Below are 21,772 nucleotides of genomic sequence, written 5' to 3'. Positions count from 1 at the left end.
CCATGTGCGCATCGCAGACCCCGACCACCGCCGAGGAACTGCGCGGTGCCGGCCTGCGGGTGACCGCCGCCCGCGTCGCGCTGCTGGAGACCGTCCGGGAGGGCGACCACCTCGACGTCGAGGGGATCGCCGCCGGAGTCCGCGACCGCGTCGGCCACATCTCCCTGCAGGCCGTGTACGAGGCCGTCCACGCGCTCACCAAGGCCGGCCTGGTGCGCCGCATCGAGCCCGCCGGGAGCCCCGCCCGCTTCGAGGGACGCGTCGGCGACAACCACCACCACCTCGTGTGCCGCAACTGCGGGGCCGTCAAGGACGTCGACTGCGCCGTCGGCCACCCGCCCTGCCTCGACCCGGTCGACGACGCCGGGTACCTCATCGACGAGGCCGACGTCACGTTCTGGGGCCTGTGCCCGCGGTGCCGCCGCCAGGCCGACTGACACCGCCCGGCCGACCGACACCGCCAAGCCGACTGAACAGGCGGGCCGGCGAGGAACCGCCCCGACCCGCAAGCGAAACGACGGCCGGGCCCAGTCCGCGAGGACCGGGCCCGGCCGCCGTCACGTCACCTCAGGCGGCGCCTCCGGAGGGCGTCACCGCAGGTCGTACCGGTCGAGGTTCATGACCTTGTCCCACGCCTTGACGAAGTCCTGGACGAACTTCTCCTTCGCGTCGTCGGAGGCGTAGACCTCGGCGACCGCGCGCAGCTCGGAGTTCGCGCCGAAGACCAGGTCGACGCGGCTGCCGGTCCACTTCAGCTCGCCGGAGGCGTCGCGGCCCTCGTAGGTCTCCGACTCCTCGTTCGTCGCCTTCCACACCGTGCCCATGTCGAGCAGGTTCACGAAGAAGTCGTTCGTGAGCTGACCGGGACGGTCGGTGAGGACGCCGAGGTCCGACTGGCCGTGGTTGACGCCGAGGACGCGCAGCCCGCCGACGAGCACCGTCATCTCGGGCGCGCTCAGCGTGAGCAGGTTCGCCCGGTCGACGAGCAGGAACTCGCCCGGCAGGATGTTGCCCTTCGCGAGGTAGTTGCGGAACCCGTCGTGCGTCGGCTCCATCACCTCGAACGACTCGACGTCGGTCTGCTCCTGCGACGCGTCGGTGCGGCCCGGCGTGAACGGCACCTCGATGTCGTGGCCGGCGTCCTTGGCCGCCTTCTCGACGGCGGCGCAGCCGCCGAGCACGATCAGGTCGGCCAGGGAGATCTTCTTGCCGCCGGTCTGCTCGGCGTTGAACGCCTCCTGGACCTGCTCCAGCGTGCGCAGCACGGTCGCGAGCTCGGCCGGGTTGTTGACCTCCCAGCTGCGCTGCGGCTCCAGCCGGATGCGCGCGCCGTTGGCGCCGCCGCGCTTGTCGGTGCCGCGGAACGACGCGGCCGACGCCCACGCGGTGGCGGCGAGCTGGGACACCGTCAGGCCGGAGTCCAGCAGCCGCGCCTTGAGGGCGGCGACGTCCTGCGCGTCGACGAGCTCGTGGTCGACCGCCGGGACGGGGTCCTGCCAGACCAGCGTCTCGCTCGGCACCTCGGGGCCGAGGTAGCGCTGGATGGGCCCCATGTCGCGGTGGGTCAGCTTGAACCAGGCGCGCGCGAACGCGTCCGCGAACTCGTCGGGGTTGTCCTTGAAGCGGCGCGAGATCGGCTCGTAGATCGGGTCGAAGCGCAGCGACAGGTCCGTCGTCAGCATGCCGGGCGCGCGGTTGAGGGTGCCGTCCTCGGGGTCGGGCACCGTGTTCGCGCCGGCGCCGTTCTTCGGCCGCCACTGGTGCGCCCCGGCGGGGCTCTTCTCCAGCTCCCACTCGTACCCGAAGAGGATCTCGAAGAAGCTGTTGTCCCACTTGGTCGGGGTGGGGGTCCAGGTGACCTCGAGGCCGCTGGTGTGCGAGTCGCGGCCCTTGCCGGTGCCGTGGCTGTTCTTCCAGCCGAGACCCTGGTCCTCCAGCGGGGCGCCCTCCGGCTCGGGGCCGATGGCGTCCGCCGGCCCGGCGCCGTGCGTCTTGCCGAAGGTGTGGCCGCCGGCGATCAGCGCGACGGTCTCCTCGTCGTTCATCGCCATGCGGGCGAAGGTCTCGCGGATGTCGCGCGCCGCGGCGAGCGGGTCCGGGTTGCCGTTCGGGCCCTCCGGGTTGACGTAGATGAGGCCCATCTGCACCGCGGCGAGGGGCTTCTCGAGCTCGCGCTCGCCGCTGTAGCGCTCGTCGTCCAGCCACGCGGTCTCGGGGCCCCAGAAGACGTCCTCCTCCGCCTCCCAGGCGTCCTCGCGGCCGCCGGCGAAGCCGAAGGTCTTCAGGCCCATCGTCTCCAGCGCGACGTTACCGGCGAGGATCATCAGGTCGGCCCACGAGATCTTCCGGCCGTACTTCTGCTTGACCGGCCAGAGGACGCGGCGGGCCTTGTCGAGGCTCGCGTTGTCCGGCCAGCTGTTCAGCGGGGCGAAGCGCTGCTGGCCCGCGCCGGCGCCGCCGCGGCCGTCGCTGACGCGGTAGGTGCCCGCGCTGTGCCACGCCATCCGGATGATCAGCGGCCCGTAGTTGCCGTGGTCGGCGGGCCACCAGTCCTGCGAGTCGGTGAGCACGTCCGCGATGTCCTGCTTCACGGCGTTGAGGTCGAGGCTGTTGAACGCCTCCGCGTAGTTGAAGTCCTCCCCGAGCGGGTTCGTCACCGGCGGGTTCTTGGCGAGGAGCTTCAGGTTGAGCCGGTCGGGCCACCAGCCGCGGTTGCCGCCGCCCTGGGTCGGGTGCGGGGCGCGCTGGTGCGCGACGGGGCACTGGCCCGCGGCGGCTTCGGTGTTCTCGGACATGGGTTCCCTCCAGGGCTACGCGAGGTTGGCGGATGAGGAACGGTGGGCGGTGGAGCAGGCGGGGCACAGGCCCCAGTAGATGACCTCGGCCTCGTCGATCGAGAAGCCGCCGTCGTCGGAGGCGGTCATGCAGGGCGCCTCGCCGGTCGCGCAGTCGGCGTCGGCGATGGTCCCGCAGGACCGGCACACGATGTGGTGGTGGTTGTCGCCGACCCGCGCCTCGTAGCGCGCGACGGAGCCGGCCGGCTGGATGCGCCGGACCAGGCCCGCCTCCGTCAGCGCGCGCAGCGAGTCGTAGACCGCCTGGTGGGAGACCTTCGGCAGGTCACCGCGCACGGCGCTGATGATCGATTCGGTGTCGGCGTGCGGATGCGCGTGCACCGCGCTCAGCACCGCGACCCGGGGACGGGTCACGCGGAGAGCGGCCCCGCGCAGCATCTGCCGGTATTCCACGGTCGTGGCCACGTCGCACAGGTTGCCTCGTTTTCTTGAACGAGTCAAGTGTTTGCAGGAACCCTGTTCTTGACCATGTCAGGTCGAGGGCCCGGATCCGCCCCGGACGGCTAGGCTGCGCGCCCGTGGAGAACGATGCGCAGGTCGCGGTGCGGGCGGCGCTGGCGGGCGCCGCCGTCGTGCGGGACATGTACGGGACGTCCCTCGACCGCGTCGGCAAGCCCGGCGGCGACTTCGCCACGTCCGCCGACCTCGCGGCGGAGAAGGCGATCATGGACGTCCTCCGGGCCGCCCGCCCGGACGACGCCGTGACCGGGGAGGAGAGCGGCCGCACCGGCTCCGGCGACCGCATGTGGCTGGTCGACCCGCTCTGCGGGACGCTGAACTACGCCGTCCGCAGCATGCTCGTCGCCGTGAACGTCGCCCTGCGCGCCGGTTCCGCGACCGTCGCGGCGGCGTCCGCCGACCCGTTCAACGGCGAGGTCTTCTGGACGGACGGCACCCGCGCCCGCGTCCGCGCCGGCGGGACCGACGCGCCGCTGGTCCCCTCGCCCGCCTCGAACCTCGTGGACGTCAACCTCGACCCGCCCTTCCCGAACGCCCCGGGCTTCCGCGCGGTCGATCTCCTCGCGGACGCGGGGTTCGCGGCCCGGTTCCGTCCGCGCGTGGTGTCCACGACCCTGGCCGTGGCGTGGGTGGCGGCGGGACGTCGCGCGGCCTACGTGACCGATGGGCATCTGCGGGACAGCGTGCATTTCGCCGCCGGCATCGCGCTGTGCCAGGCCGCCGGCTGCGTCGTGACCGGCATTGACGGCCGGCCGCCGCACACCGGCCCCGGCGGCCTCATCGCCGCCGCAGACCCCGAGACCCACTCCACCCTCCTTGACCTCATCAGTACCCTCAGCAACACCCGATGAAGCCCCAAGATCGGCCGCATTCTCCTCACGGCCTCAGGTCGTCAGGACGTGAGGTCGAGGACGAAGCGGTACCTGACGTCGCCCGCGGCCAGCCGATCCAGTGCCGTGTTGACCTCGGCGACGGGCAGTACTTCCACGGTCGCGGTCAAGTCGTGGGCGGCGCAGAAGTCGAGCATCTCCTGGGTGTCGGCGATGCCGCCGCTGCCCGCGCCCGCCAGCCGTTTCCGCCCGAACCGAAGGGCCTGAGGCGTGAAGGACAGCTCCGGCACGATGCCGAGCGTGCACAGGGTCCGGTCGAAGCGGAGCGCCGTCAGGTAGGGCGAGAGGTCGTGCGCGAAGGGCACGGTGTCGAGGATGAAGTCGAACCGCCCGCGCTGCCCGGCCATGGCCTCGGCGTCAGTCGACACCACCACGTCGTCGGCACCGAGTTCCAGCATGTCCTTCGCCTTGCCGGGTGAGGTGGTGAAGCCCACGACCTCGGCGCCGAGCGCCTTGGCCAGCTTCACCGCCACGTGCCCGAGCCCGCCGAGGCCGATGATGCCGACCGTCTGCCCCGGGCCGACCTCCCAGCGCCTGAGCGGCACCCAGGTGGTGATCCCCGCGCACATCAGCGGCGCGGTCCCGGCCGGGTCGAGCCCCTCGGGGCGGCGGTACACGAACGCCTGGTCGGCCACGTACTCGTCGCTGAATCCGCCCTGGGTCAGGGACCCGTCGCGGCGGTCCCGGCCCCCGTAGGTCAGTGTCGGGAACTCCGCGCAGAACTCCTGATCACCGCTGCGGCAGGCCTCGCACGCCCCGCACGAGTCGACGATGTTCCCCACACAGACCGGATCGCCGACCCGCAGACCGGTGACCGCGCCGCCGACGGCCACCACCTCGCCCACGATCTCGTGGCCCGGCACCAGCGGAAAGATGTCCGGCCGCTCGTGGCCCGGCCGGGGCCGCACGTGCTCCAGGTCGGTGAAGCACACCCCGGCGTGCGTCACTCGCAGCGCGACGTCGGTGGGTCGCAGCTCACGGCGCTCGAAGCGCCAGGGCGCCAGCGCCGAGCCGGGTGCCTGGGCCGCCCAGCCGTTGACCGTCCGCATGGTGGATCTCCTCTCGTTCACGACGCCGCCATGCTGTCGCCGGACCGCGCCGTTCCACCATCGGTGGCCGATGCCTGGGAATCGCAGGGCCACCCTCGTACGGGACGGCCCGACGTAGCCTGAAGCGATGGACGACGCCGCTCTCGCAGAATTCCTCCGGGCTCGCCGAGCCCTGGTCCGGCCCAAGGACGTGGGCCTCGACGACGCCGGCGACGCCCGTCGCCGCGTGACGGGGCTGCGGCGCGAGGAACTGGCCTTCCTGGCGGGGGTGAGCGCGGACTACTACGTGCGCCTGGAGCAGGGACGTGGCCACCGCCCCTCGGAGAGCGTCTTGGAGTCGTTGGCTCGGGCGCTGCGCCTGGACGAGGAACTGACGGAGCACCTGTACGCTCTGGCCCGCCCGGCACCGACCGCCACGCGCACCCGGGAGAGGGTGCCGGACACGGTGCAGGAACTGCTGGACGCCTGGACGACGACACCGGCCACGGTGACCAGCCGCCGGATGAACGTCGTCGGATCGAACGCCCTGGCGTGCGAGCTGGCCCCCTGCTACGTGCCCGGGACCAACCTGCTGCGCGCGGTGTTCCTGGATCCCGGGACGCGGGAGACACATGTGGACTGGAACGCGGCGGCGTCCGAGGCGGTCGCCAACTTCCGGGCCCGGATCGGAACCGAGCGGGACGACCCCGAGCTGACGGAACTCATCGGCGAACTCTCGCTGCGCAGCCAGGAGTTCCGGGAACTGTGGGCCCGCCACGACGTCCACACCACCACGGCGGGCGCGAAGAGCTTCCGGCACCCGGAGCTGGGTGTGATCAGCCTCCGCTTCCACGCGATGCCGCTGGAGGACGGCCAAGTGCTCACCGTCCACCACGCCCGGCCCGGCTCACCGGACGAGCAGTCCCTGGCCCTGCTCGCCACGATGGCCGCGACCTGACCGAGGGCGCCGGCCACCCTCGCCGCCCGCTGAGCGCGTCACTCGGAGCCGGTGACGCGGGCGAGCACCAGGCCGGAGACGATGAGGGCGAGCGCGGTCATGCGCCCGGCCGTCAGCGGATCCTTGTGGACGGCGACGCCCAGCGCGATCGCGCCGACCGCGCCGATGCCGGTGAAGATCGCGTACGCGGTGCCGACCGGCAGGGTGCGCATCGCCTGCGCCAGCAGCCAGACCGCGGCCACCATGAGGGCGAGCGAGACGAGGGTCGGCAGCGGCCTGGTGAAGCCCTGGGTCGGCTTGATGCTCTGCGCCCAGGCGATCTCGACCAGCCCCGCCAGCCCGAGGACGAGCCAGCTCATCAGTACTCCTTCCCGAGGTCGCGGGCGGTTCCGAGCGCGGCGGCGTGCAACGCGTCGTGCTCGGCGCGCCGGTGGGCGAGGGCCGGGTCGACGCGGGAGTTGGCCAGCTCGGCGGCGATGAACGTCGCGTCCTCGACGGCGAAGTGGCCGGCGAAGAAGTCGCGGAGGAAGCGCTCCTGGTGGTCGAAGCGGGCCTTCGGCGCGCCGGGACCGTAGGCGCCGCCGCGGGCCGTCGCGACCACGAAGCGCCGCCCGGCGAGCGACATCCGCGGGAAGGTCACCTGGTCGAGCCACGCCTTCAGCGACGACGGGACCGAATAGTTGTACATCGGGGTCGCGATCAGCACGACGTCCGCGGCCACCAGCTCGGCCAGCAGCGGCTCGACGATCTCCCACGCGGCGGCCTGCTCCGGCGTCCGGACGGCCTCCTTGTACCGGTCGACGTCGGTGATGCCGTGCGCCAGGACGTGGTCGCACAGCTCGGTCCACGCCTCGCCGATGTGCGGCACGGGCTCGGCCGCCAGGTCCCGGTGGACGTACGTCCCGCCGGGGTGGGCGTCCCGCCACGACCCGGCGAAGGCGTCGCCGATCTCGCGGCTGATCGAACGGCGACGGGCGCTGGCGTCCAGGTGAAGCAACGTGGCCATGAGGAGCCTCCCTTAACTGGACACAATGTCCGCTTGATGTGGGCCCGACCGTAGCAACGATGTGGACACTTTGTCCACATCGCTACTAGAGTCGCCGCCATGGAGTCCCGTACCGACCTGCTCAGCGGCCGTCCCGCCGGCGGCGGCCGGCCGCGCGAGCGCGCGGACGCGGCCCGCAACCGCGCCAAGGTCCTCGCCGCCGCCGCCGACCTGTTCGCCTCCCGCGACCCGCGCAGCGTGACCATGGACGACATCGCCAAGGCCGCGGGCGTCGGACGGGGCACGCTCTACCGCCGCTACCCCGACACCGTCTCGATCGCCCGGGCGCTCCTCGACGACCACGAGCGCGCGCTCCAGGAGCGCCTGCTGCGCGGCGACCCGCCGCTCGGCCCCGGCGCGCCCCCCGGCGACCGGCTGGCCGCCTTCTACGCCGCGATGGTCGAGCTACTGGAAGACCACATCGCGCTCGTCCTCGGAGCCGAGCAAGGCGCGGCGCGCTTCGCCGCCGGCGCCTACGGCTTCTGGCGCGCCCACGTCCGCATGCTGCTGACCGAAGCGGGCACCCCCGCCCCGGCCGCCCTCACCGACGCGCTCCTCGCCCCCCTGGCCCCCGACGTCTACACCGAACAACGCCGCCAGGGCCTGACCCCCGCCGAAATCACCACCGCCCTAACCCACCTGGCCCACGCCACCACCCGTTGACATGCGGGCCCAGATCCACTTGCCGCCGGCCGGGTCGTGGGTGGCGCCGCAGCGGGTCGCGAGCGCCTGGACGATGTGCAGGCCCCAGCCGCCGTTGTCGTCGAACGCCTCCTCGGACAGGTCCAGGTCGTCGAGGGTGAGCTTCCGGAGCGGCTTCGGACGCGGGACGCCGAGACCCGAGTCCCAGACGGCGATGATGACCCCCTGAGCGTCCCGGCTGAGCTGGAAACGGATCTCCTTGTGCGGCGTCTCATACGCGGCATTCGTGACGAGCTCGGACACGATCAGAAGCGCATCGTCGAGAATATGAAAATAGTCCCATTTGCGCATCCAGGCGTCCGCCAGCGTACGCGCCAGCCCCACCGTCGCCGGCGTCCCCAGCAGCGGAATGATCAAATCCCCCGTCGCCGTCATCACCATCGTCCCCACCCTCGCCAACGTTTTCGATTTCCTGTGGCAAGGATCACCCGATCGTTCTACGTTGTGCCTGTAGTCCCCCGATCCGGATACAGGGAGAGAGCGATGCCGATCGTCCGCGACCCCCTCAACCCGAAGCTCTCGATGTGGCACTTCCTGGCCTTCTACCTGCGGTTTTGGCGAGAGAAGATGGGGCTGTCACTCACCCAGTGCGGCGAGATAATGGGCGTGCAGCGCGGCACTGTATCCAACTTCGAGGCAGGACGCCGCCGCCCGCAGGAAGACCATATGCGGGCACTCGACAAGCATTACGGAACCGGGTGGCTTTTTCAGCTTTTGCTCTGGTTCGCCCGAATGGCCCACGATCCGGACTGGGGACGCCAACTCGTCAAGTACGAGGAAGAGGCCCACATCATCAGGACCTATCACGGCCAGGTGATCCCGCTCGCCCTCCAGACCGACGAGTACACCTGGGCCTACGTCCAGTCAGGGACGCCCAAGGACTTCGAGGCGGAGATGGCCGAGCGAGTGGCGCGCAAGAAGTCGTTCTTTGCTCGCGGGACCGAGGTCGAGATGTGGGCCATCCTCGACGAGAGCGTGTTGGCTCGCGAGGTTGGCGACAGCCAAGTGATGAAAAAGCAGCTCGAGCACCTGCTGTGCATGGCTGACCTACCGCAGGTGAGCCTGCGCATCATCCCGTTCAAGTCGGGTGCTCACCTCGGCGTCGACGGTGCCCTGCAGGTCCTGAGTCTGGAGAGCCGTGACATCGCCTACTCCGCCGCGCAGAACGGGGGTCGCTTGATCGAGACGCCTGGCGAGGTCCGCGAACTGTCCGTTAAGTTCGATCGCATAGGAGCGGCGGCGGCCTCCCTGGAAGCCTCCCGCGACATCATCAAGCGGTACCTGGAGAATTGCCAATGATCGTGAAGTGGCGCAAGAGTTCCTTCAGCGGCGGGGCAGACGACCAGCACTGCGTTGAGGTCGGACGTCTTGTTCCGAGCACCGGGATTGCCATCCGTGACTCGAAGAACCCGGAGGGTGGTCACCTCGCCCTCACGTCCACCCAGTTCGCGGACGTCATCACCCAGATCAAGCAGCACACGGAGCGGTAAGCCATGGCCGTTCACTGGCGCAAGAGTTCACACAGCGGATCGGCAAACGACGATGTGTGCGTTGAGCTGGGACGTCTTGCGCCGGGGGCTGGCATCGGCGTGCGGGACTCCAAGAACCCGGACGGCGGACACCTCACCCTCACGTCCACCCAGTTCGCCACTCTCCTGACGCAGATCAAGCACACCCCCTCCGCCTGACCCGCACTCCCCACGACACCACTCCCCAGACGGCCCGGCGGCCCTACCGCCGGGCCGCCGCGCAGCGGTGACCAGCGCGGAAACCAACTGACGTCCCCATGGCACAAGTGTGATCATGAGCCGGTGGACATCGCGGTGCAGTGGGTGCGCGTCTACTGGACAAAGGCTTCCCGCGGAGGGCCAGGAGCCGTCCGACGCAGCGTGCTCCCCGAGGCCTTCCCGCTCCCAGAGGCCGAGCCGCCCTTCGTCCACGAAGTGCGGATGCTCGAGCGGAACGGCTTCTCTCCCAGCGCGACCGTCACCAGCGGGCACCCGCCGAAATCGCAGGTCGAGATGACCGAAGCCGACAGCTGCCTGCGCGTCCTCCCGGTCCGGGACGCACCCGAGTGGGCGAGCAACGGGCTCGACGTCGCCTGGCGGCCGGCAGCCGTCACCATGCGGCCCCGACAGACCCTCCGCTGGCAGATCAACCACCGCCTCACTGCCGAAGGCGGCTGGTACTACCGGCTCGACACCCTCAACGTCTCCTACGGCAACCGCACAACCGAAGTCTTCATTCGCCCACCGACTCACCGAGTCGACGAACGCTCCCTTCTCTGACGCGAACCGACGATCGACCATTCGCCCGGACATCCGTCCTGCGAACGGCCCGTAGCCCGCCTGGCGGCCACGGAGGCACGCTGCTCCCGCGCACACCGGACCCCGGAGCCCCCGGCGAGCCGTCTTCAGGTGCCGCGGCCGGCGCCGAGATCCACCGGGCCTGCGGAAACCTTTGATGACGGTTTACTTTGCCAGGACTTGAGACACATCTTGCGGTGCTTAAGTTTGCATTTGCCCACCCCGGTTGTGCCCTGAGACTAGGCGGCATGTAGGGGGAGACATGACGAAGACGAAGGAACGGGAGCGGGCGGAGGTCGAGCCTCCCAAACGCCGGCACCGCGTATTCCCCTGGGTCTTCCTGGGGGTGCAGATCATATTCCTGGTCTGGATCATCACGGGAGCGAACTCCGGTGGCGACTGCCCAGCTGGGCAGCAGAACGCCTGCGACGCCGGGACGACGATCGGAGTAGGACTCATAATCGGTCTCTGGGTCGCCGTGGACATCATTCTCGCGCTGACCTACCTCATGTTCCGCGTCTTCCGGAAGTAGGCGGCTCTGAAAGGAGAGCACGATGACGAAGTCAGCCTTACTTCTCGGAGTGCTGACCGTTCTGGCCCTGGTATTCGCATCGGCGTGGACGTCCCAGGCCGCCCCCGCACAGGCGCAGCCGCACGGCGCGGCGGCCGCGGTCGCGGTCGCGGTCAAGCCGGGTCCGGTCAAGCTGGACGCCAAGCGGGCCCAGGCTCAGGACAGCGTTCTCAACACCGGCACACCGCTCAGCTGCGTCCGGGTCACGGTGACCAACCAGTCCGGGGACGACGTCGACGTCAACCCGCTGTACTTCTCGATCACCGACACCGGCAACACGAAGCACGACCCCGGTTCGGCCCTCGGTGAATACGACGGAGAGATCGCCGCGACGACGCTCGCTCCGCACGAGAACGTCAAGGGCCTGGTCTGCGCTGAGGGGCACTTCCAACCCAAGGTGGTCGCCATGACCGACGCGCTGTTCTCCGAGATAGCCCGCGCCGACGTCCACTGACGGCCCCACCGGTTCCGGCGTCCTGGTCGGGGCTTGGGCTTGGCCGGTCTGTAGCCCCCAAGGCCTCGACATAGTCGCGTTATGTCCGTTCTATTCATGCTGGGTCGAGTCGGAGGGTCATCCCGATGGCGAGCAGATCGCGGCGGCAGGCGATCTGGCCGTGGCCGTCAGGGCGTTTCAGGCGCATCCTGTGAAGTGCGCAGAGTGGGCGCGCGCGTGGGTTCTGGCCGGCGAGGAGGAATGCATGGAGAGCGCGCCGAGCAGGACGGCGATGTTCGCGGCCGTGTCGCGTGGATTGTTCCGCCTGGAGACGGCGTCGCCGTGGGTACTGGATGACGTGCTGGCCCTGGTGCTTGCCGGCCCGGTATGGCGGGAGCTGCGAGACCGGTTCGATCCGCTGTTCCCCGGCCCGGTCCGTCGCGAGTCCCGCGCGGCTGTCTGCACCCGCAGCCGGTATGCCGAGGACCGGCTGGCTGCCGGCGCCTTCACGCAGTACGTGATCCTTGGCGCGGGGCTTGACTCGTTCACGTGGCGGCGGCCGGATCTGCTCGGCTCGCTGACGGTGTTCGAGGTTGATCATCCTGCTTCCCAGGCTTGGAAGCTCGAGCGGGTCAGGGAGCTCGGCCTGCCGCTCAGCGACTCGCAGGTGTTCGTGCCGGTTGATTTCGAGGCCGAACCGGTTCGGGATGTTCTGGGCGCGGCCGGGTTCGACTGGGCGCAGCCGGCGATGTTCTGCTGGACGGGTGTCGCTCCCTATCTGACGGCCCAGGCGATCGAGTCGATGTTGCGCACGATCGCGGCGGCTGCTCCCGGGTCTGAGGTGGTGTTCTCCTACCGGGCCGAGGACTGTGCGCTGGACGACGTGGGGACGGAATTCGCTCGGATCTACACGCCGATCGCGGTTTCTGTCGGCGAGCCTCTTCAGCCCGGCTGGCCGGTGATCGAGATCGAGAGGCTGATCAGCCGGTGCGGGCTGAAGGTCGTGGACCATCCCGCACGTGCAGACCTCCAGCGGCGGTACTTCGCCGGCCGTACCGATGGGCTGCGGCCCTATACCTTCGAGACCCTGGTGACCGCGCGGGTCACCTGAGCGAGCGCAGCCGCGTCCGGCAACTTCGCCCTCTTCGAGGGCCGGGCGGTGAAGGTACCGCAGAGGAGTGGTGCAGGGCCCCGATCTGCCAGTGGCCGCGGATCCAGGCGGCACAAGGAACTCGGCGTGCTCGCGCTGGGTGTGCAGCGCGCCGGCGCAGATGACGCACCCGGCCAGGTCCAGTGGCTTCAGCAGCGGCGCAAACCGGGTTGATCTCCACCGCGGCTGCCCTCCCGGGGGAGTCCGGCTTCCCCGGATCAGCGCTTCGCTCATGCGGCGGCGAGGCTGAACCGCTGCTTCTCGGAGTCGATCGCCACGATCCTGACCGAGACGCGGGTACCGACGTGCCAGCACTGCTGCGGCGCGAGCCCGGTGACGCCCTCGGACTCGACGAACGAGCCGAACGGGCGGGCTTCTCGCCCGCGCGGTGATCAAGTGTGCGCCGGGTACCCGTCCTGTGCACGGCCATTGGCCGACCCGGCAGTCATGCCCCGATGGTAATCAGAACCGCCCCGGCCGTACACCACCACGCGCAGCCTGGGCTAATGGATTCGTTCGTGCGGATGATGTGAAGCGGTAAGTTTTCACTGGAATTCGTCCAACGACTCCTGTACCCCACGGGGCGTTTACACGGTTGCCGACATTGACCCGAAGCGGTCAATTCACAGTGGTCACGGGCGCGGCTACCTGGGACGAATGCGGATGATCATTCTATCGCTTCTTCCCAGCGGTTACCAGGGTCGAGCACGGGTAAGGCAGGCAGCCTCTTCACGTGAGACGCAATCACGAAAAGGAGGAATGCGTCCATGAAAAGGACTGCCTTTCAGCTGTCCGCCATCGCGATCGCGCTGGTGACGGCCCTGCCGCTCACCGTCGCACCGGCCTCGGCACGCCAGCGGACGGTGCCGGAACCGCTCGCTCGCATCCCCGTCACGGGGACCGCTGACGACGGGTCGACGTTCACCGGAACGCTGGTCCCGACGGCCTTCACGTCCGAGGGGCGCCAGCTCAACCTCAACGGGACGCTCAGCGGGACGATGCGCAACGCGTCCGGCGCCACCACCGGCACGGTCGACGCGACCCCGGTGTCCGTGCCGGTCGCGCTGCCGGCCGCGACGTGCCCGATCCTGCACCTGACGCTCGGCCCGCTGGACCTCAACCTGCTCGGCCTGAAGGTGCACCTCGACCGGGTCGTCCTGGACCTCACGGCGATCTCCGGCCCGGGCAACCTGCTCGGCAACCTGCTGTGCGCGATCGCCGGCCTCCTCAACGGCGTCGGCGACATCGCCGGGCTCCCCGCGCTGATCGCGCAGCTGAACGCCCTGCTCGGCCTGACCGGCTAGCCCTTCCCGCCCCAATGACGGCCACGGGCCCCCACGCGCAGGCCGGGGGCTCGTGGCCCGCTCCCTTCCGGCGCCGCGAGACCGGCCGGTAGGATGCCGCCGCTTTCGTCACTTCCGCGCCGCCCCGGCCGGGAAGGCGAACGATGCGGCGGGAGGCCGGTCATTCAGATTCCCATCCTGACGCGCCGCCGCTGGATTCTCGCGACGCTCGTCCCGGTCATCGTCGTGGCGGCCGTCGTCGTCGGTTTCGCGGTCCGCGGCTCCTCTGATAGCGCGTCGGTCGAATTCGTGCTGGGAGCGGGTACCGCTGAAAGCGGCAGCGGACCGCAGCGAAAAGTGTCCGGGGAACTGCAGACCATGACCACGGACCAGCACGGGAACATCGCCCTGTTCACCCGCGATTCCCAGGGCTACGAGCTTTGGACGGCCGATCCCGGCGGAGCCGTCAAGCGGGTGCGCGTCCCCGCCCTGGACCGCTTCGGCGCCGCGGCGCTGGACCAGGCAGTTCAGGCGGCCGCCGCGCCGGACGGCAGTCTCTATCTGGCCCTCGACGGAGAGGGCCTGTGGAAGGTCACCCGGGACGGCCAGGCGACCAGGGTCGTCGCGACGGGCCGCGAGCGTCCCCTCAGCGACCGGACGCCCCCGGAGCGGGTGCCCCCTCTGGCAGTGAACGGAGTGGCGGTCGCCGACGACGGAACCGTGTTCTACAGCGACCGCCAGAACCAGCGCAATTCGCTCCTCGTCCACCGCCTGCGTTCGGGTCAGACGACGAGAATCGCGGGCACTCCCCTAAGCGCCGTGCAACAAGTCCCGAAGCGGGATCCGAATCTCCTCGACCCCAAGACCGGCGCCCCGGCCGAAGACACCTACATTCCCGAGTACGGGAACGCGCCGCTGGCGTGGAACGCCGGAAACCTGTACGTGCACACCGGTCACGGCATCCTGAGAATCGCCGCTGCGACGGAACGGATCTATCCCGTCGTCGGGGCCCGCGACACGGCCTCCCTCAAGCGTCCGGAATCGCCGTTCAAGCCGTTCGGCAAAGCGATCAACGGATATGTCGACGCCCCGCGCGCCGGTGACGCGGGGCACTTGTCGAGCATCGCGGTGAACCGGGCCACCGGCGACCTCTACTACGGCGCCGGCGACCCCCGCCCCGGCAACGGCGCGGCGGGGATCTCCGCGAAATTCCGGTGGAGTGGCGACCTCACCGCGTCCCAGCGCGACTTCCGCGACTCATTGCGCAACGCTCAGCAGACCATCTACCAGGTCGGCCGGAATGGCGACCTGTCCGCCGTCACTGCCGGAGCCGAAGCGCTCTCCACCGCGAACGGCTACCTGTACCTCGCCGTCGACACCTGCCCGTCCGCCGAGACCAAGTGCAGCACCGCGAACTCCCAATCCGCCGTCCTGCGGATCCACCTCCCCAAGACGGACAACTGACAACGGCACAGTGGCCCGTGACGCACGCCGCTACACCCCACGCGTTCAGGCCCGGGGAGGGCGCGGGCCCCAGAACGGCCACGCCCATTCCGCGGGATCGCCGAGGGAGACAGCCGTCAGGTCCATGCCGACGCCGGTCAGCTCGGCGACGAGCAGCTCGGCCAGCGGCCAGGACTCGTTGACCTCGCCGTAGCCCAGATTCACCACGGGCCAGCGGTCCGGATCCGGGTCGAGGGTGTCCCAGCACAGCGTGTCGCGTCCCTCGGTGCTGCCGAAGTACAGCAGGCCACCGGGCTCCGGATGCATCGTGTAGCGGCGCTCGGGCCTCGCGGGATTCACACCCTCCGCGGCCCATTCCTGGTGATAGTCGTCCGGGCCCTCCTCGAAGCCGGCCACAAGGTCGTCTGGAGCCTCGATGAAGATGCCGTTGACGACGAACGGCCCTTCGTCACGGCCGTACGTCTCGTGGATGCGTTTGTAGTCGGCCGGCAGCCGGGGGACGCCCAGCCTGCGCTCGATGGCCTCCCAGTCGTAGGCGGCGGGCGGGTGGCCCGGCCCGATGATGGTCCGCAACTGGGCCAACGGGTCCCGCACACCGTCCTGCACCGGCTCGGACGGAGCCGCGACCGGATGCCCGGCACGCGTGAACGTGCGCTCGCGCGGAACGGGAGGCAGCGACAGCACCGGTAGGTCGAGGCGTCCGTCCAGCCACTCGTCGAGGAACTCGGCGGTGGTGAGGTTGAGCTGCTGGCGCCCCTCGCCGTCCAGCACCACCGGCCATCGGGCGGGATCGTCGCCGATCGGCAGCCACCAGCACGTCTCGTGGCCGGCGAACACGCCCCACAGCCGCGCGTCCGGATGCGGCCGCTCGCGCTCCTCGGCCTCCATGCCGAAACCGTCATCATCGCCCGGGACGAGAAGCCGCAGCACGCCCGCAAGAGTGCCCGGCCCGGTCCGTGAGATCAGCTCGACGTAGTCGTCCGGGCAGGAACCGTCCGGAAACCGCGGCTCCCGATCAGGTCCTCCGTCGTCCGGAACCCGCCGGAAGGTCGCGGCCAACCTCTCCCCCGCCCGCCGCAGACCGGCCGAGCCGGAATCACGATCGTCCACCCGCCGGACCCTACCGACGCCCCCAGACATCCCGACCCGATCAAGGCGTGCCACCAGCCGCACGTGGGCGTCGGGTCAGGGGGCGGGGGGTGGGCAGAGGAAGGGGGATACGGCGGACCAGAACTCGTCCGGTTTCGCGCTGTGGACGCGGTGCCCGGCGTCCTCGACGGTCACCAGCCGGCAGTCGCGGACGGCCCGGCTCATCCGCACCAGCGCGTCCACCGGAACGTGGCTGGACGGGCCGCCGCTGACCAGCAGAGTCGGCGCGCTGATGGCCGGGAGGGCGTCCCACCAGCCCGGATCGGGCGTCCTGAACTCCGTGATGACCGGCTCGATCAGGCGCCAGTCGAACGGCGGCGGATCCGCCGGCTCGGTCACCGGACCGACCGGCTCCCCCGGCACGTCGGGCGGCGGCGGAGCGTCCTCGACGGCCAGCCGCCGGACGCGTCCGGGCGCCCGCTGAGCGACCAGGACCGCCACCGCACCGCCCATCGAGTGGCCGACGAGGTCCGCCCGGTCGATCCCCCGGCCGTCGAGGAAGCCGAGCACGTCGTCGCGCATCGCCGCCAGCGAGTACGTCTCCGTCCACGAGCTGGCGCCATGTCCGCGCAGGTCGAGGGCGATGACGCGGCGTCCGCGGGCGGCCAGCCGCGCCGCGAAGCCGTCCCATGTCGCGGCGCCGCTGCCGAGCGCGTGCAGGAGGACGACCGGAACGCCGCGGTCGCCGCCGATCTCGCGGAACGCGAGCGTCACGTCCCCGACCGCCAGCTCACCGTGGTCGCCCCCCATGATCGCCGATCTTAAGCGAGGAGCGTCCACCGTCGGCCGCGGGCGAGGCGGCCGGGGCCGTGCGGCACGGCCCCGGCGCGCGAGGGTCAGGCCGCGTCGTCGTCGGTGACGACGAGGCGGGCGAAACCGTCGCCGATCTCGGCGTTCCCGGGTGCGGACGCGACCACCTGATAGGACTGGGCGGCCGCCGCGGCGGTCGTGTCACCGGCCAGCGGCACCTCGAAGGACGCCGACGTCGCCCCCGCCGGGACGACGACCCGCCGCGCGACCTGCGCGATGACGGGTGCCGCGCCACTGGTGATCGACTGGACGTTCACCGTCACCGGGACGGCGCTCTTGCGCGACAGTGCGAGCGTCATCGTCGCGGTGCCCGGGCCATCGCCCTCGGGGACGGTCAGGTCCCGCACCGACACCTGCGGCAGCGCCGACGCATCGGCCCTGCCGGTGCCGGCGCCGGTGAAGGCCAGGTCGGCGAGGTACACGCCGCCGGCGCCGCTCGCCGCGGAGAGGCGGACGGAGGCGACCGAGGACAGCTTGACGCCCTTGAGCGCGGACAGCGGGATCCGCACCGTCCGCAACCAGGTCTTGGGCAGCGGCGAGACGGTGCCGGGGAACGGGGTGAGCGCGTCGCTCACGTCCGACAGCCGGACGCTCGTGCTGCCGCCCTTGTCGTCCGCGACGGTGACGGTCAGGTCCGCCGCGGTGGTGGATTCGTCCAGCGCGGCGCGGAACGTCAGCGCGTCGTACCGCTTGACGTTCGCGGACCTGGCGGGGACGGCGGCCGTGACGTTCCCGGTGGGGTCCGTCCAGGTGAAGTGCAGGACCGGTGTGGCCGGCACGTTGGGCGCGTAGGTCGCCGGCGTCCACGAGGGCGCCTGCGAGGTGGTGAGCCGGGTCGCGCAGGACGGCAGGCCGCTCTGGATGGAGCGATCCAACATGCTCGCGCAGATCGCGCCGGCGGCCGCGCCGCCCACGGTGACCGAGCCCGGCAGCGTCGTGAACGCGGCGACGTCGGAACGTTCCTTCGCCGGGGCCTGGGCGACGGTGTGCACGACCGCGCGGCCCGCCGAGGCGGCCGTGCCGCCGCTGCCGTCGAACAGCGGGAGGAACGCGTCCTCGCCGCCCTGGACGAGCCGGAAGAACCCGGCGATGTAGGCGGTGCCGACCTTGTACTGCTCGGCGGCCGACAGCCGGGTGGGCGCGGTGTTCCCGCAGACCGGATCGGCGTTGTTGGACCAGTCGTCGCCCGCCGGGAAATGCGCCGTCCCCGGCGTCCACTCGGTGTTGAAGAAGTTGTGGTCGGCGCCCATGACCAGCTGGGCGGCGCGGAACGAGCGGTCGCCGGCGTCGGCGTACAGCGTGTCGTCGTAGAAGTGCTGTCCCTGCTGGTTGGAGACGTCGCCGTCGCAGTACGGCAGCAGCACCGCCATCGGGATGTTCGGCAGCGTCGCCCGCGCGAAGTCGGTGGGCGCGAGCGGCAGTACCGCCTTGATGCCGTAGGGGTGGTCGCGGCCGTCGTTGAGCAGGGCGGCCTTGACCACGCCCTCACCGCCGCGCGAGTGCCCCATCAGCCCGATGTCGTTCATGTCGAGCCGGTCGTCGAAGATCGGGCCGAGCGGGCCCTTGCCCTTGGTGCCCTGGGCGAGCAGGTCCAGGTGGCGCATCACCAGCTCGCCGCGGGCGAGCGCGCCGCGGTCGTCGCTGTAGGGGTTGTCGGCCGCGTTGACGCCGTTCGCGCTGATCGACACGACGGTGTACCCGTGGCTGGCCAGGACCTTCGCGGGCTCCTGGTACCCCTTGTAGCTGTCGATCGGCTTCTGCCCGCTTGGGCAGGGCCACTGGGAGTTCGACGTCGTCCAGGCGACCGGGTCGTAGCAGGCCGAGTGGCGTCCGTGCAGGAACAGCACGAGCGGCCCCTTGCCCCGCTTGTCCGGCAGGTACGCCTCCGCGCGGATCTCGGCCTTGCGGCCGCCGAGACCGGAGAGCTCCATCGCGGTGTCGCCGAGGTCGTAGCCGGTCACCTTCACGCTGTACGGGCCCGGATCGGCCGGGTCGACCGGAAGCCTCCCGCCCTTGACGGACGGCGCCGGCGCCGGTGCGGCCTTGGCCGACTTCGGCGCCGCGGCCGACGGCACCTCGCCGTTCCAGGCGACCTCGACCGACGACGGGTCGGCGGCCTCGGGGGCGGCGGTGACGAGGGTCAGGGTCCGGCCGTCGGGGGACTCCTGCGCCGGGCCGAGCGACCTGCCGTCCACGGCCAGTTCGGGGACGGCGTCGCGGACGGGCAGCGGCGCGTCCAGCCGGAGGGTCAGGCGATGCCCGCCCTGCACGGTTTCGACCGTCCAGGCCGGGGGGTTCGGTGCGGCGTCGGCCGGGGAGACGGACAGGACGGCCGCCGCGAGGGCCGTCATCACCACGGCCGCTCGCCGGCCGCGTCTGTGCACGCGCATGCAGTGCCTTTCGAGGACAGACCCCGAAACATCGCGCAACGGGTGCGTTACACGACGTCAGAAGGGGTTTGTGAGGTTTGCCCTCGCATGGGACCGCAGCCACCGGCGCGATCGCGTTACGCGATCATTGCCACCCCGTTAACCTCGCGATCACCCGGGCCGGGGGCCTCCACCGGACGGCCACCGGCCCGGCCGCCGCCCCGGCCGGGGTCGCCCGCGATGCCGCGGGCAAGGCGGGGCCGTTACCGTGTTCGGCATGGTCGGAACGGGATTTGTGACAGACGGAGCGGTCGGCGACGGGATCGCCACGGTCGCGGACGACGGGACGGTGCTCGACACCTGGTTCCCCGAGCCGCGGCTCGCCGGGGACGCCGGCAAGGGGACGCGGCGGCTGGACGCCGGCGAGGCGCGCGCGGTGTTCGGCGCGGACGTCGAGGTCGGGCCGGACGCGGCTCGGCGTGTCGAGACCGTCGCGGTCCGGACGGAGATCGGCAGCCTCGCCGACCCGCCGGTGGACGCGCACGACGTGTACCTGCGGCTGCACCTGCTGTCGGCGCGGCTCGTCACGCCGCACCGGGTGAACCTGGAGGGGATCTTCGGCCTGCTCGCGACGGTGGTGTGGACGAGCGCCGGGCCGTGCGCGGTGGACGGTTTCGAGCGGGTCCGGACGGCGCTGCGGGCGCGCGGCCAGGTCACGGTGGACGGGGTCGACAAGTTCCCGCGGATGACCGACTACGTGGTGCCGTCCGGGGTGCGGATCGCCGACGCGTCGCGAGTGCGGCTGGGCGCGCACCTGGCGGCGGGCACGACGGTGATGCACGAGGGGTTCGTGAACTTCAACGCGGGGACGCTCGGCGCGTCCATGATCGAGGGCCGGGTGTCGGCGGGCGTGGTCGTCGGCGCGGACTCCGACGTGGGCGGCGGCGCGTCGATCATGGGGACGCTGTCGGGCGGCGGCAAGCAGGTCATCTCGGTCGGGGAGCGCTGCCTGCTGGGCGCGAACTCCGGCATCGGCATCTCGCTGGGCGACGACTGCGTCGTGGAGGCGGGCCTGTACGTGACGGCGGGCACCAAGGTGGCCCTGCCGGACGGGAGTTCGGTGAAGGCGGCGGAACTGTCCGGGCGTTCGGGGCTGCTGCTGCGCCGCAACTCCGGCACGGGCGCCGTGGAGGCGCTGCCCCGGAAGGGCGGGACGATCGCCCTCAACACCGACCTCCACACCAACAACTGAGGGCCGCGTGCGGGCTCCCCCCTCTGGAGCCCGCACGCCGCCCGCAGTCGCCGGCGCGGGCTCAGCGGGCGCCGCTCAGCGGGTGCCGCTCAGCGGGTGCCGCTCAGCGGGTGCCGCTCGGCGCCTGCGCGCCGAACGCGGCGGGGACGTCGTCCAGCCGCGGCACGGTGATCCGGCGCAGGTACCGGTTGAGCGCGGGGTGGACGGCGCCGCCGGGCGGGGCGACGAGGCGCAGGGCGCCGCCGGCGGCGCGGACCGTGAAGCGGGTCTTGGTCAGCAGGCCGGTGCCGTGCTGGTCGATCGCGTCGACCTCGGTGAGGTCGACCACCAGCTTCAGGGGGCGCGCGGAGAGCACGGCCGTGGTCAGGATCCGCGCCTCGGCGGTCACGGCGGTCTCGGCGACCAGCCGTCCCCGCATCGTGAGGATCGTCGTGCCCTCGCGGGCGGCGGTCTCGACGGCGAGGTCGGGGCGGCCGGCCTCACCGGGCCCCGTGTCCGGTGTGACCTGCGACGTGGCGGGCTGCGCGAGCATGGCGGAGTACCCTCCTCACGGGACGACGACCTCGACGGCTGACAGAGCTTACGCCAAAGATGTTACCGGAAAAATAATTCGGCAAAGGTTCGTCGTATCATGGCGATGTGGCCGGCACCACCGGACCTTCGGCGTGGGGGCAGCGTCCGGGCCTCTCGCACGCCGGGCGTCCGGGGAGAGCACCCGACAGCGAGGCGCAGATGGAGATCGCAGAAGCACGGCGGAACGGGAAGCCGTGGACGTTCCTGACCAACCACGCCCGCGTCCTGATCTGCATCGCCCGGGACCCCGAGCTGCGCGTCCGGGACGTGGCGGACCGGATCGGGATCACCGAGCGGGCGGCGCAGCTGATCATCACGGATCTGGAGGAGGCGGGGTACCTCGTCCGGACCCGCGTCGGCCGCCGCAACACCTACACGATCAACGCCGACCGGCCGTTCCGGCATCCGGCCGAGGCCGGCCACGACGTGCAGGACCTCATCGAGGTGTTCCTCGGCGAGGGCTCGTACGCCTGAC

At 71.1% G+C, this 21,772-nt stretch carries 25 protein-coding genes; 15 read left to right on the top strand and 10 right to left on the bottom strand.

Annotation, left to right across the window (positions count from 1 at the left end):
• Positions 1–2: 2 nt before the first annotated feature.
• Complete coding sequence (locus AB0C78_RS26465; RefSeq protein WP_151542054.1) at positions 3–437, top strand: Fur family transcriptional regulator; 435 nt, start codon at positions 3–5, stop codon at positions 435–437.
• Positions 438–590: 153 nt separating this feature from the next.
• Here the strand turns inward: AB0C78_RS26465 and katG are convergent, their stop codons facing one another.
• Positions 591–2,795: a catalase/peroxidase HPI gene (gene katG, locus AB0C78_RS26460; protein ID WP_360752582.1), complete on the bottom strand. Its 2,205-nt coding sequence runs from the start codon at positions 2,793–2,795 to the stop codon at positions 591–593.
• 15 nt (positions 2,796–2,810) lie between these two features.
• The gene (locus tag AB0C78_RS26455; protein ID WP_151542085.1) at positions 2,811–3,233 is read right to left on the bottom strand and encodes a Fur family transcriptional regulator; all 423 of its coding nucleotides are present in this window, start codon (positions 3,231–3,233) and stop codon (positions 2,811–2,813) included.
• A gap of 140 nt (positions 3,234–3,373) precedes the next feature.
• Between AB0C78_RS26455 and AB0C78_RS26450 the strand changes: the two genes are divergently transcribed.
• A complete protein-coding gene (locus tag AB0C78_RS26450) occupies positions 3,374–4,165 on the top strand; it encodes an inositol monophosphatase family protein (protein WP_360752579.1) in 792 nt (263 codons plus the stop codon).
• Positions 4,166–4,206: 41 nt separating this feature from the next.
• On the opposite strand, the gene AB0C78_RS26445 is transcribed toward AB0C78_RS26450, so the two are convergent.
• Positions 4,207–5,253, bottom strand: coding sequence for an NAD(P)-dependent alcohol dehydrogenase (locus AB0C78_RS26445; RefSeq protein ID WP_360752577.1), 1,047 nt, complete (start codon positions 5,251–5,253; stop codon positions 4,207–4,209).
• Positions 5,254–5,380: 127 nt separating this feature from the next.
• Here AB0C78_RS26445 and AB0C78_RS26440 point away from each other — a divergent pair, with 127 nt between their 5' ends.
• Positions 5,381–6,190 (top strand): helix-turn-helix transcriptional regulator, encoded by an 810-nt coding sequence (locus tag AB0C78_RS26440; RefSeq protein WP_360752574.1) that lies wholly within the window; start codon positions 5,381–5,383, stop codon positions 6,188–6,190.
• A gap of 38 nt (positions 6,191–6,228) precedes the next feature.
• Here the strand turns inward: AB0C78_RS26440 and AB0C78_RS26435 are convergent, their stop codons facing one another.
• Positions 6,229–6,549: a multidrug efflux SMR transporter gene (locus AB0C78_RS26435; protein ID WP_360752572.1), complete on the bottom strand. Its 321-nt coding sequence runs from the start codon at positions 6,547–6,549 to the stop codon at positions 6,229–6,231.
• Entirely contained in the window at positions 6,549–7,196 is a 648-nt protein-coding gene (locus AB0C78_RS26430; RefSeq protein WP_151542059.1) for an NAD(P)H-dependent oxidoreductase, read from the bottom strand. Before AB0C78_RS26430 ends, AB0C78_RS26435 begins: the two co-directional genes overlap by 1 nt.
• Before the next feature lie 99 nt (positions 7,197–7,295).
• Here AB0C78_RS26430 and AB0C78_RS26425 point away from each other — a divergent pair, with 99 nt between their 5' ends.
• Positions 7,296–7,898, top strand: coding sequence for a helix-turn-helix domain-containing protein (locus tag AB0C78_RS26425; protein WP_360752569.1), 603 nt, complete (start codon positions 7,296–7,298; stop codon positions 7,896–7,898).
• Here AB0C78_RS26425 and AB0C78_RS26420 read toward each other — a convergent pair.
• Positions 7,866–8,318: an ATP-binding protein gene (locus AB0C78_RS26420; protein WP_360752567.1), complete on the bottom strand. Its 453-nt coding sequence runs from the start codon at positions 8,316–8,318 to the stop codon at positions 7,866–7,868. The genes AB0C78_RS26425 and AB0C78_RS26420 overlap by 33 nt on opposite strands.
• A gap of 102 nt (positions 8,319–8,420) precedes the next feature.
• On the opposite strand from AB0C78_RS26420, the gene AB0C78_RS26415 reads away from it, so the two are divergent.
• From AB0C78_RS26415 to AB0C78_RS26375, 9 genes are all read left to right on the top strand, one after another.
• On the top strand, positions 8,421–9,236 hold the full coding sequence (locus AB0C78_RS26415) for a helix-turn-helix transcriptional regulator (RefSeq protein WP_360752565.1): 816 nt from the start codon (positions 8,421–8,423) through the stop codon (positions 9,234–9,236).
• Positions 9,233–9,427 carry a DUF397 domain-containing protein gene (locus AB0C78_RS26410; RefSeq protein WP_360752562.1) on the top strand — a complete coding sequence of 65 codons (195 nt, stop codon included), beginning with the start codon at positions 9,233–9,235 and terminating at the stop codon, positions 9,425–9,427. The genes AB0C78_RS26415 and AB0C78_RS26410 overlap by 4 nt, the downstream gene beginning before the upstream one ends.
• 3 nt (positions 9,428–9,430) lie before the next feature.
• Positions 9,431–9,625, top strand: coding sequence for a DUF397 domain-containing protein (locus tag AB0C78_RS26405; RefSeq protein WP_360752559.1), 195 nt, complete (start codon positions 9,431–9,433; stop codon positions 9,623–9,625).
• A 123-nt stretch (positions 9,626–9,748) separates the two neighbouring features.
• Entirely contained in the window at positions 9,749–10,225 is a 477-nt protein-coding gene (locus AB0C78_RS26400; RefSeq protein WP_360752557.1) for a hypothetical protein, read from the top strand.
• Between the two features lie 280 nt (positions 10,226–10,505).
• On the top strand, positions 10,506–10,775 hold the full coding sequence (locus tag AB0C78_RS26395; RefSeq protein ID WP_151542065.1) for a hypothetical protein: 270 nt from the start codon (positions 10,506–10,508) through the stop codon (positions 10,773–10,775).
• Between the two features lie 22 nt (positions 10,776–10,797).
• On the top strand, positions 10,798–11,268 hold the full coding sequence (locus AB0C78_RS26390; protein ID WP_360752554.1) for a hypothetical protein: 471 nt from the start codon (positions 10,798–10,800) through the stop codon (positions 11,266–11,268).
• Between the two features lie 244 nt (positions 11,269–11,512).
• Entirely contained in the window at positions 11,513–12,358 is an 846-nt protein-coding gene (locus AB0C78_RS26385) for a class I SAM-dependent methyltransferase (RefSeq protein WP_360752552.1), read from the top strand.
• Between the two features lie 806 nt (positions 12,359–13,164).
• Complete coding sequence (locus AB0C78_RS26380) at positions 13,165–13,701, top strand: hypothetical protein (RefSeq protein ID WP_360752549.1); 537 nt, start codon at positions 13,165–13,167, stop codon at positions 13,699–13,701.
• Positions 13,702–13,794: 93 nt separating this feature from the next.
• Entirely contained in the window at positions 13,795–15,144 is a 1,350-nt protein-coding gene (locus AB0C78_RS26375; RefSeq protein WP_360752546.1) for a hypothetical protein, read from the top strand.
• 45 nt (positions 15,145–15,189) lie between these two features.
• Here AB0C78_RS26375 and AB0C78_RS26370 read toward each other — a convergent pair whose 3' ends face one another.
• The 3 genes from AB0C78_RS26370 to AB0C78_RS26360 all read right to left on the bottom strand — a co-directional run bounded on the left by AB0C78_RS26370 (position 15,190) and on the right by AB0C78_RS26360 (position 19,493).
• On the bottom strand, positions 15,190–16,074 hold the full coding sequence (locus AB0C78_RS26370) for a hypothetical protein (protein WP_360752543.1): 885 nt from the start codon (positions 16,072–16,074) through the stop codon (positions 15,190–15,192).
• A gap of 255 nt (positions 16,075–16,329) precedes the next feature.
• Entirely contained in the window at positions 16,330–17,043 is a 714-nt protein-coding gene (locus AB0C78_RS26365; protein WP_360752541.1) for an alpha/beta fold hydrolase, read from the bottom strand.
• Positions 17,044–17,129: 86 nt separating this feature from the next.
• On the bottom strand, positions 17,130–19,493 hold the full coding sequence (locus AB0C78_RS26360) for a hypothetical protein (protein WP_360752538.1): 2,364 nt from the start codon (positions 19,491–19,493) through the stop codon (positions 17,130–17,132).
• Positions 19,494–19,767: 274 nt separating this feature from the next.
• On the opposite strand from AB0C78_RS26360, the gene dapD reads away from it, so the two are divergent.
• Positions 19,768–20,724 carry a 2,3,4,5-tetrahydropyridine-2,6-dicarboxylate N-succinyltransferase gene (dapD, locus tag AB0C78_RS26355; protein ID WP_360752535.1) on the top strand — a complete coding sequence of 319 codons (957 nt, stop codon included), beginning with the start codon at positions 19,768–19,770 and terminating at the stop codon, positions 20,722–20,724.
• Positions 20,725–20,827: 103 nt separating this feature from the next.
• Here dapD and AB0C78_RS26350 read toward each other — a convergent pair whose 3' ends face one another.
• A complete protein-coding gene (locus AB0C78_RS26350; protein ID WP_360752533.1) occupies positions 20,828–21,256 on the bottom strand; it encodes an STAS domain-containing protein in 429 nt (142 codons plus the stop codon).
• A 107-nt stretch (positions 21,257–21,363) separates the two neighbouring features.
• Here AB0C78_RS26350 and AB0C78_RS26345 point away from each other — a divergent pair, with 107 nt between their 5' ends.
• Positions 21,364–21,771 carry a winged helix-turn-helix domain-containing protein gene (locus tag AB0C78_RS26345; protein ID WP_360752531.1) on the top strand — a complete coding sequence of 136 codons (408 nt, stop codon included), beginning with the start codon at positions 21,364–21,366 and terminating at the stop codon, positions 21,769–21,771.
• Position 21,772 lies beyond the last annotated feature (1 nt).

Origin of the sequence: Actinomadura sp. NPDC048394 (assembly GCF_040651755.1) — a bacterium.
Taxonomy (GTDB): domain Bacteria; phylum Actinomycetota; class Actinomycetes; order Streptosporangiales; family Streptosporangiaceae; genus Spirillospora; species Spirillospora montaniterrae.
The sequence above is the reverse complement of the archived record's forward strand: the minus strand, read 5'-3'. Positions and strand labels throughout refer to the sequence as shown.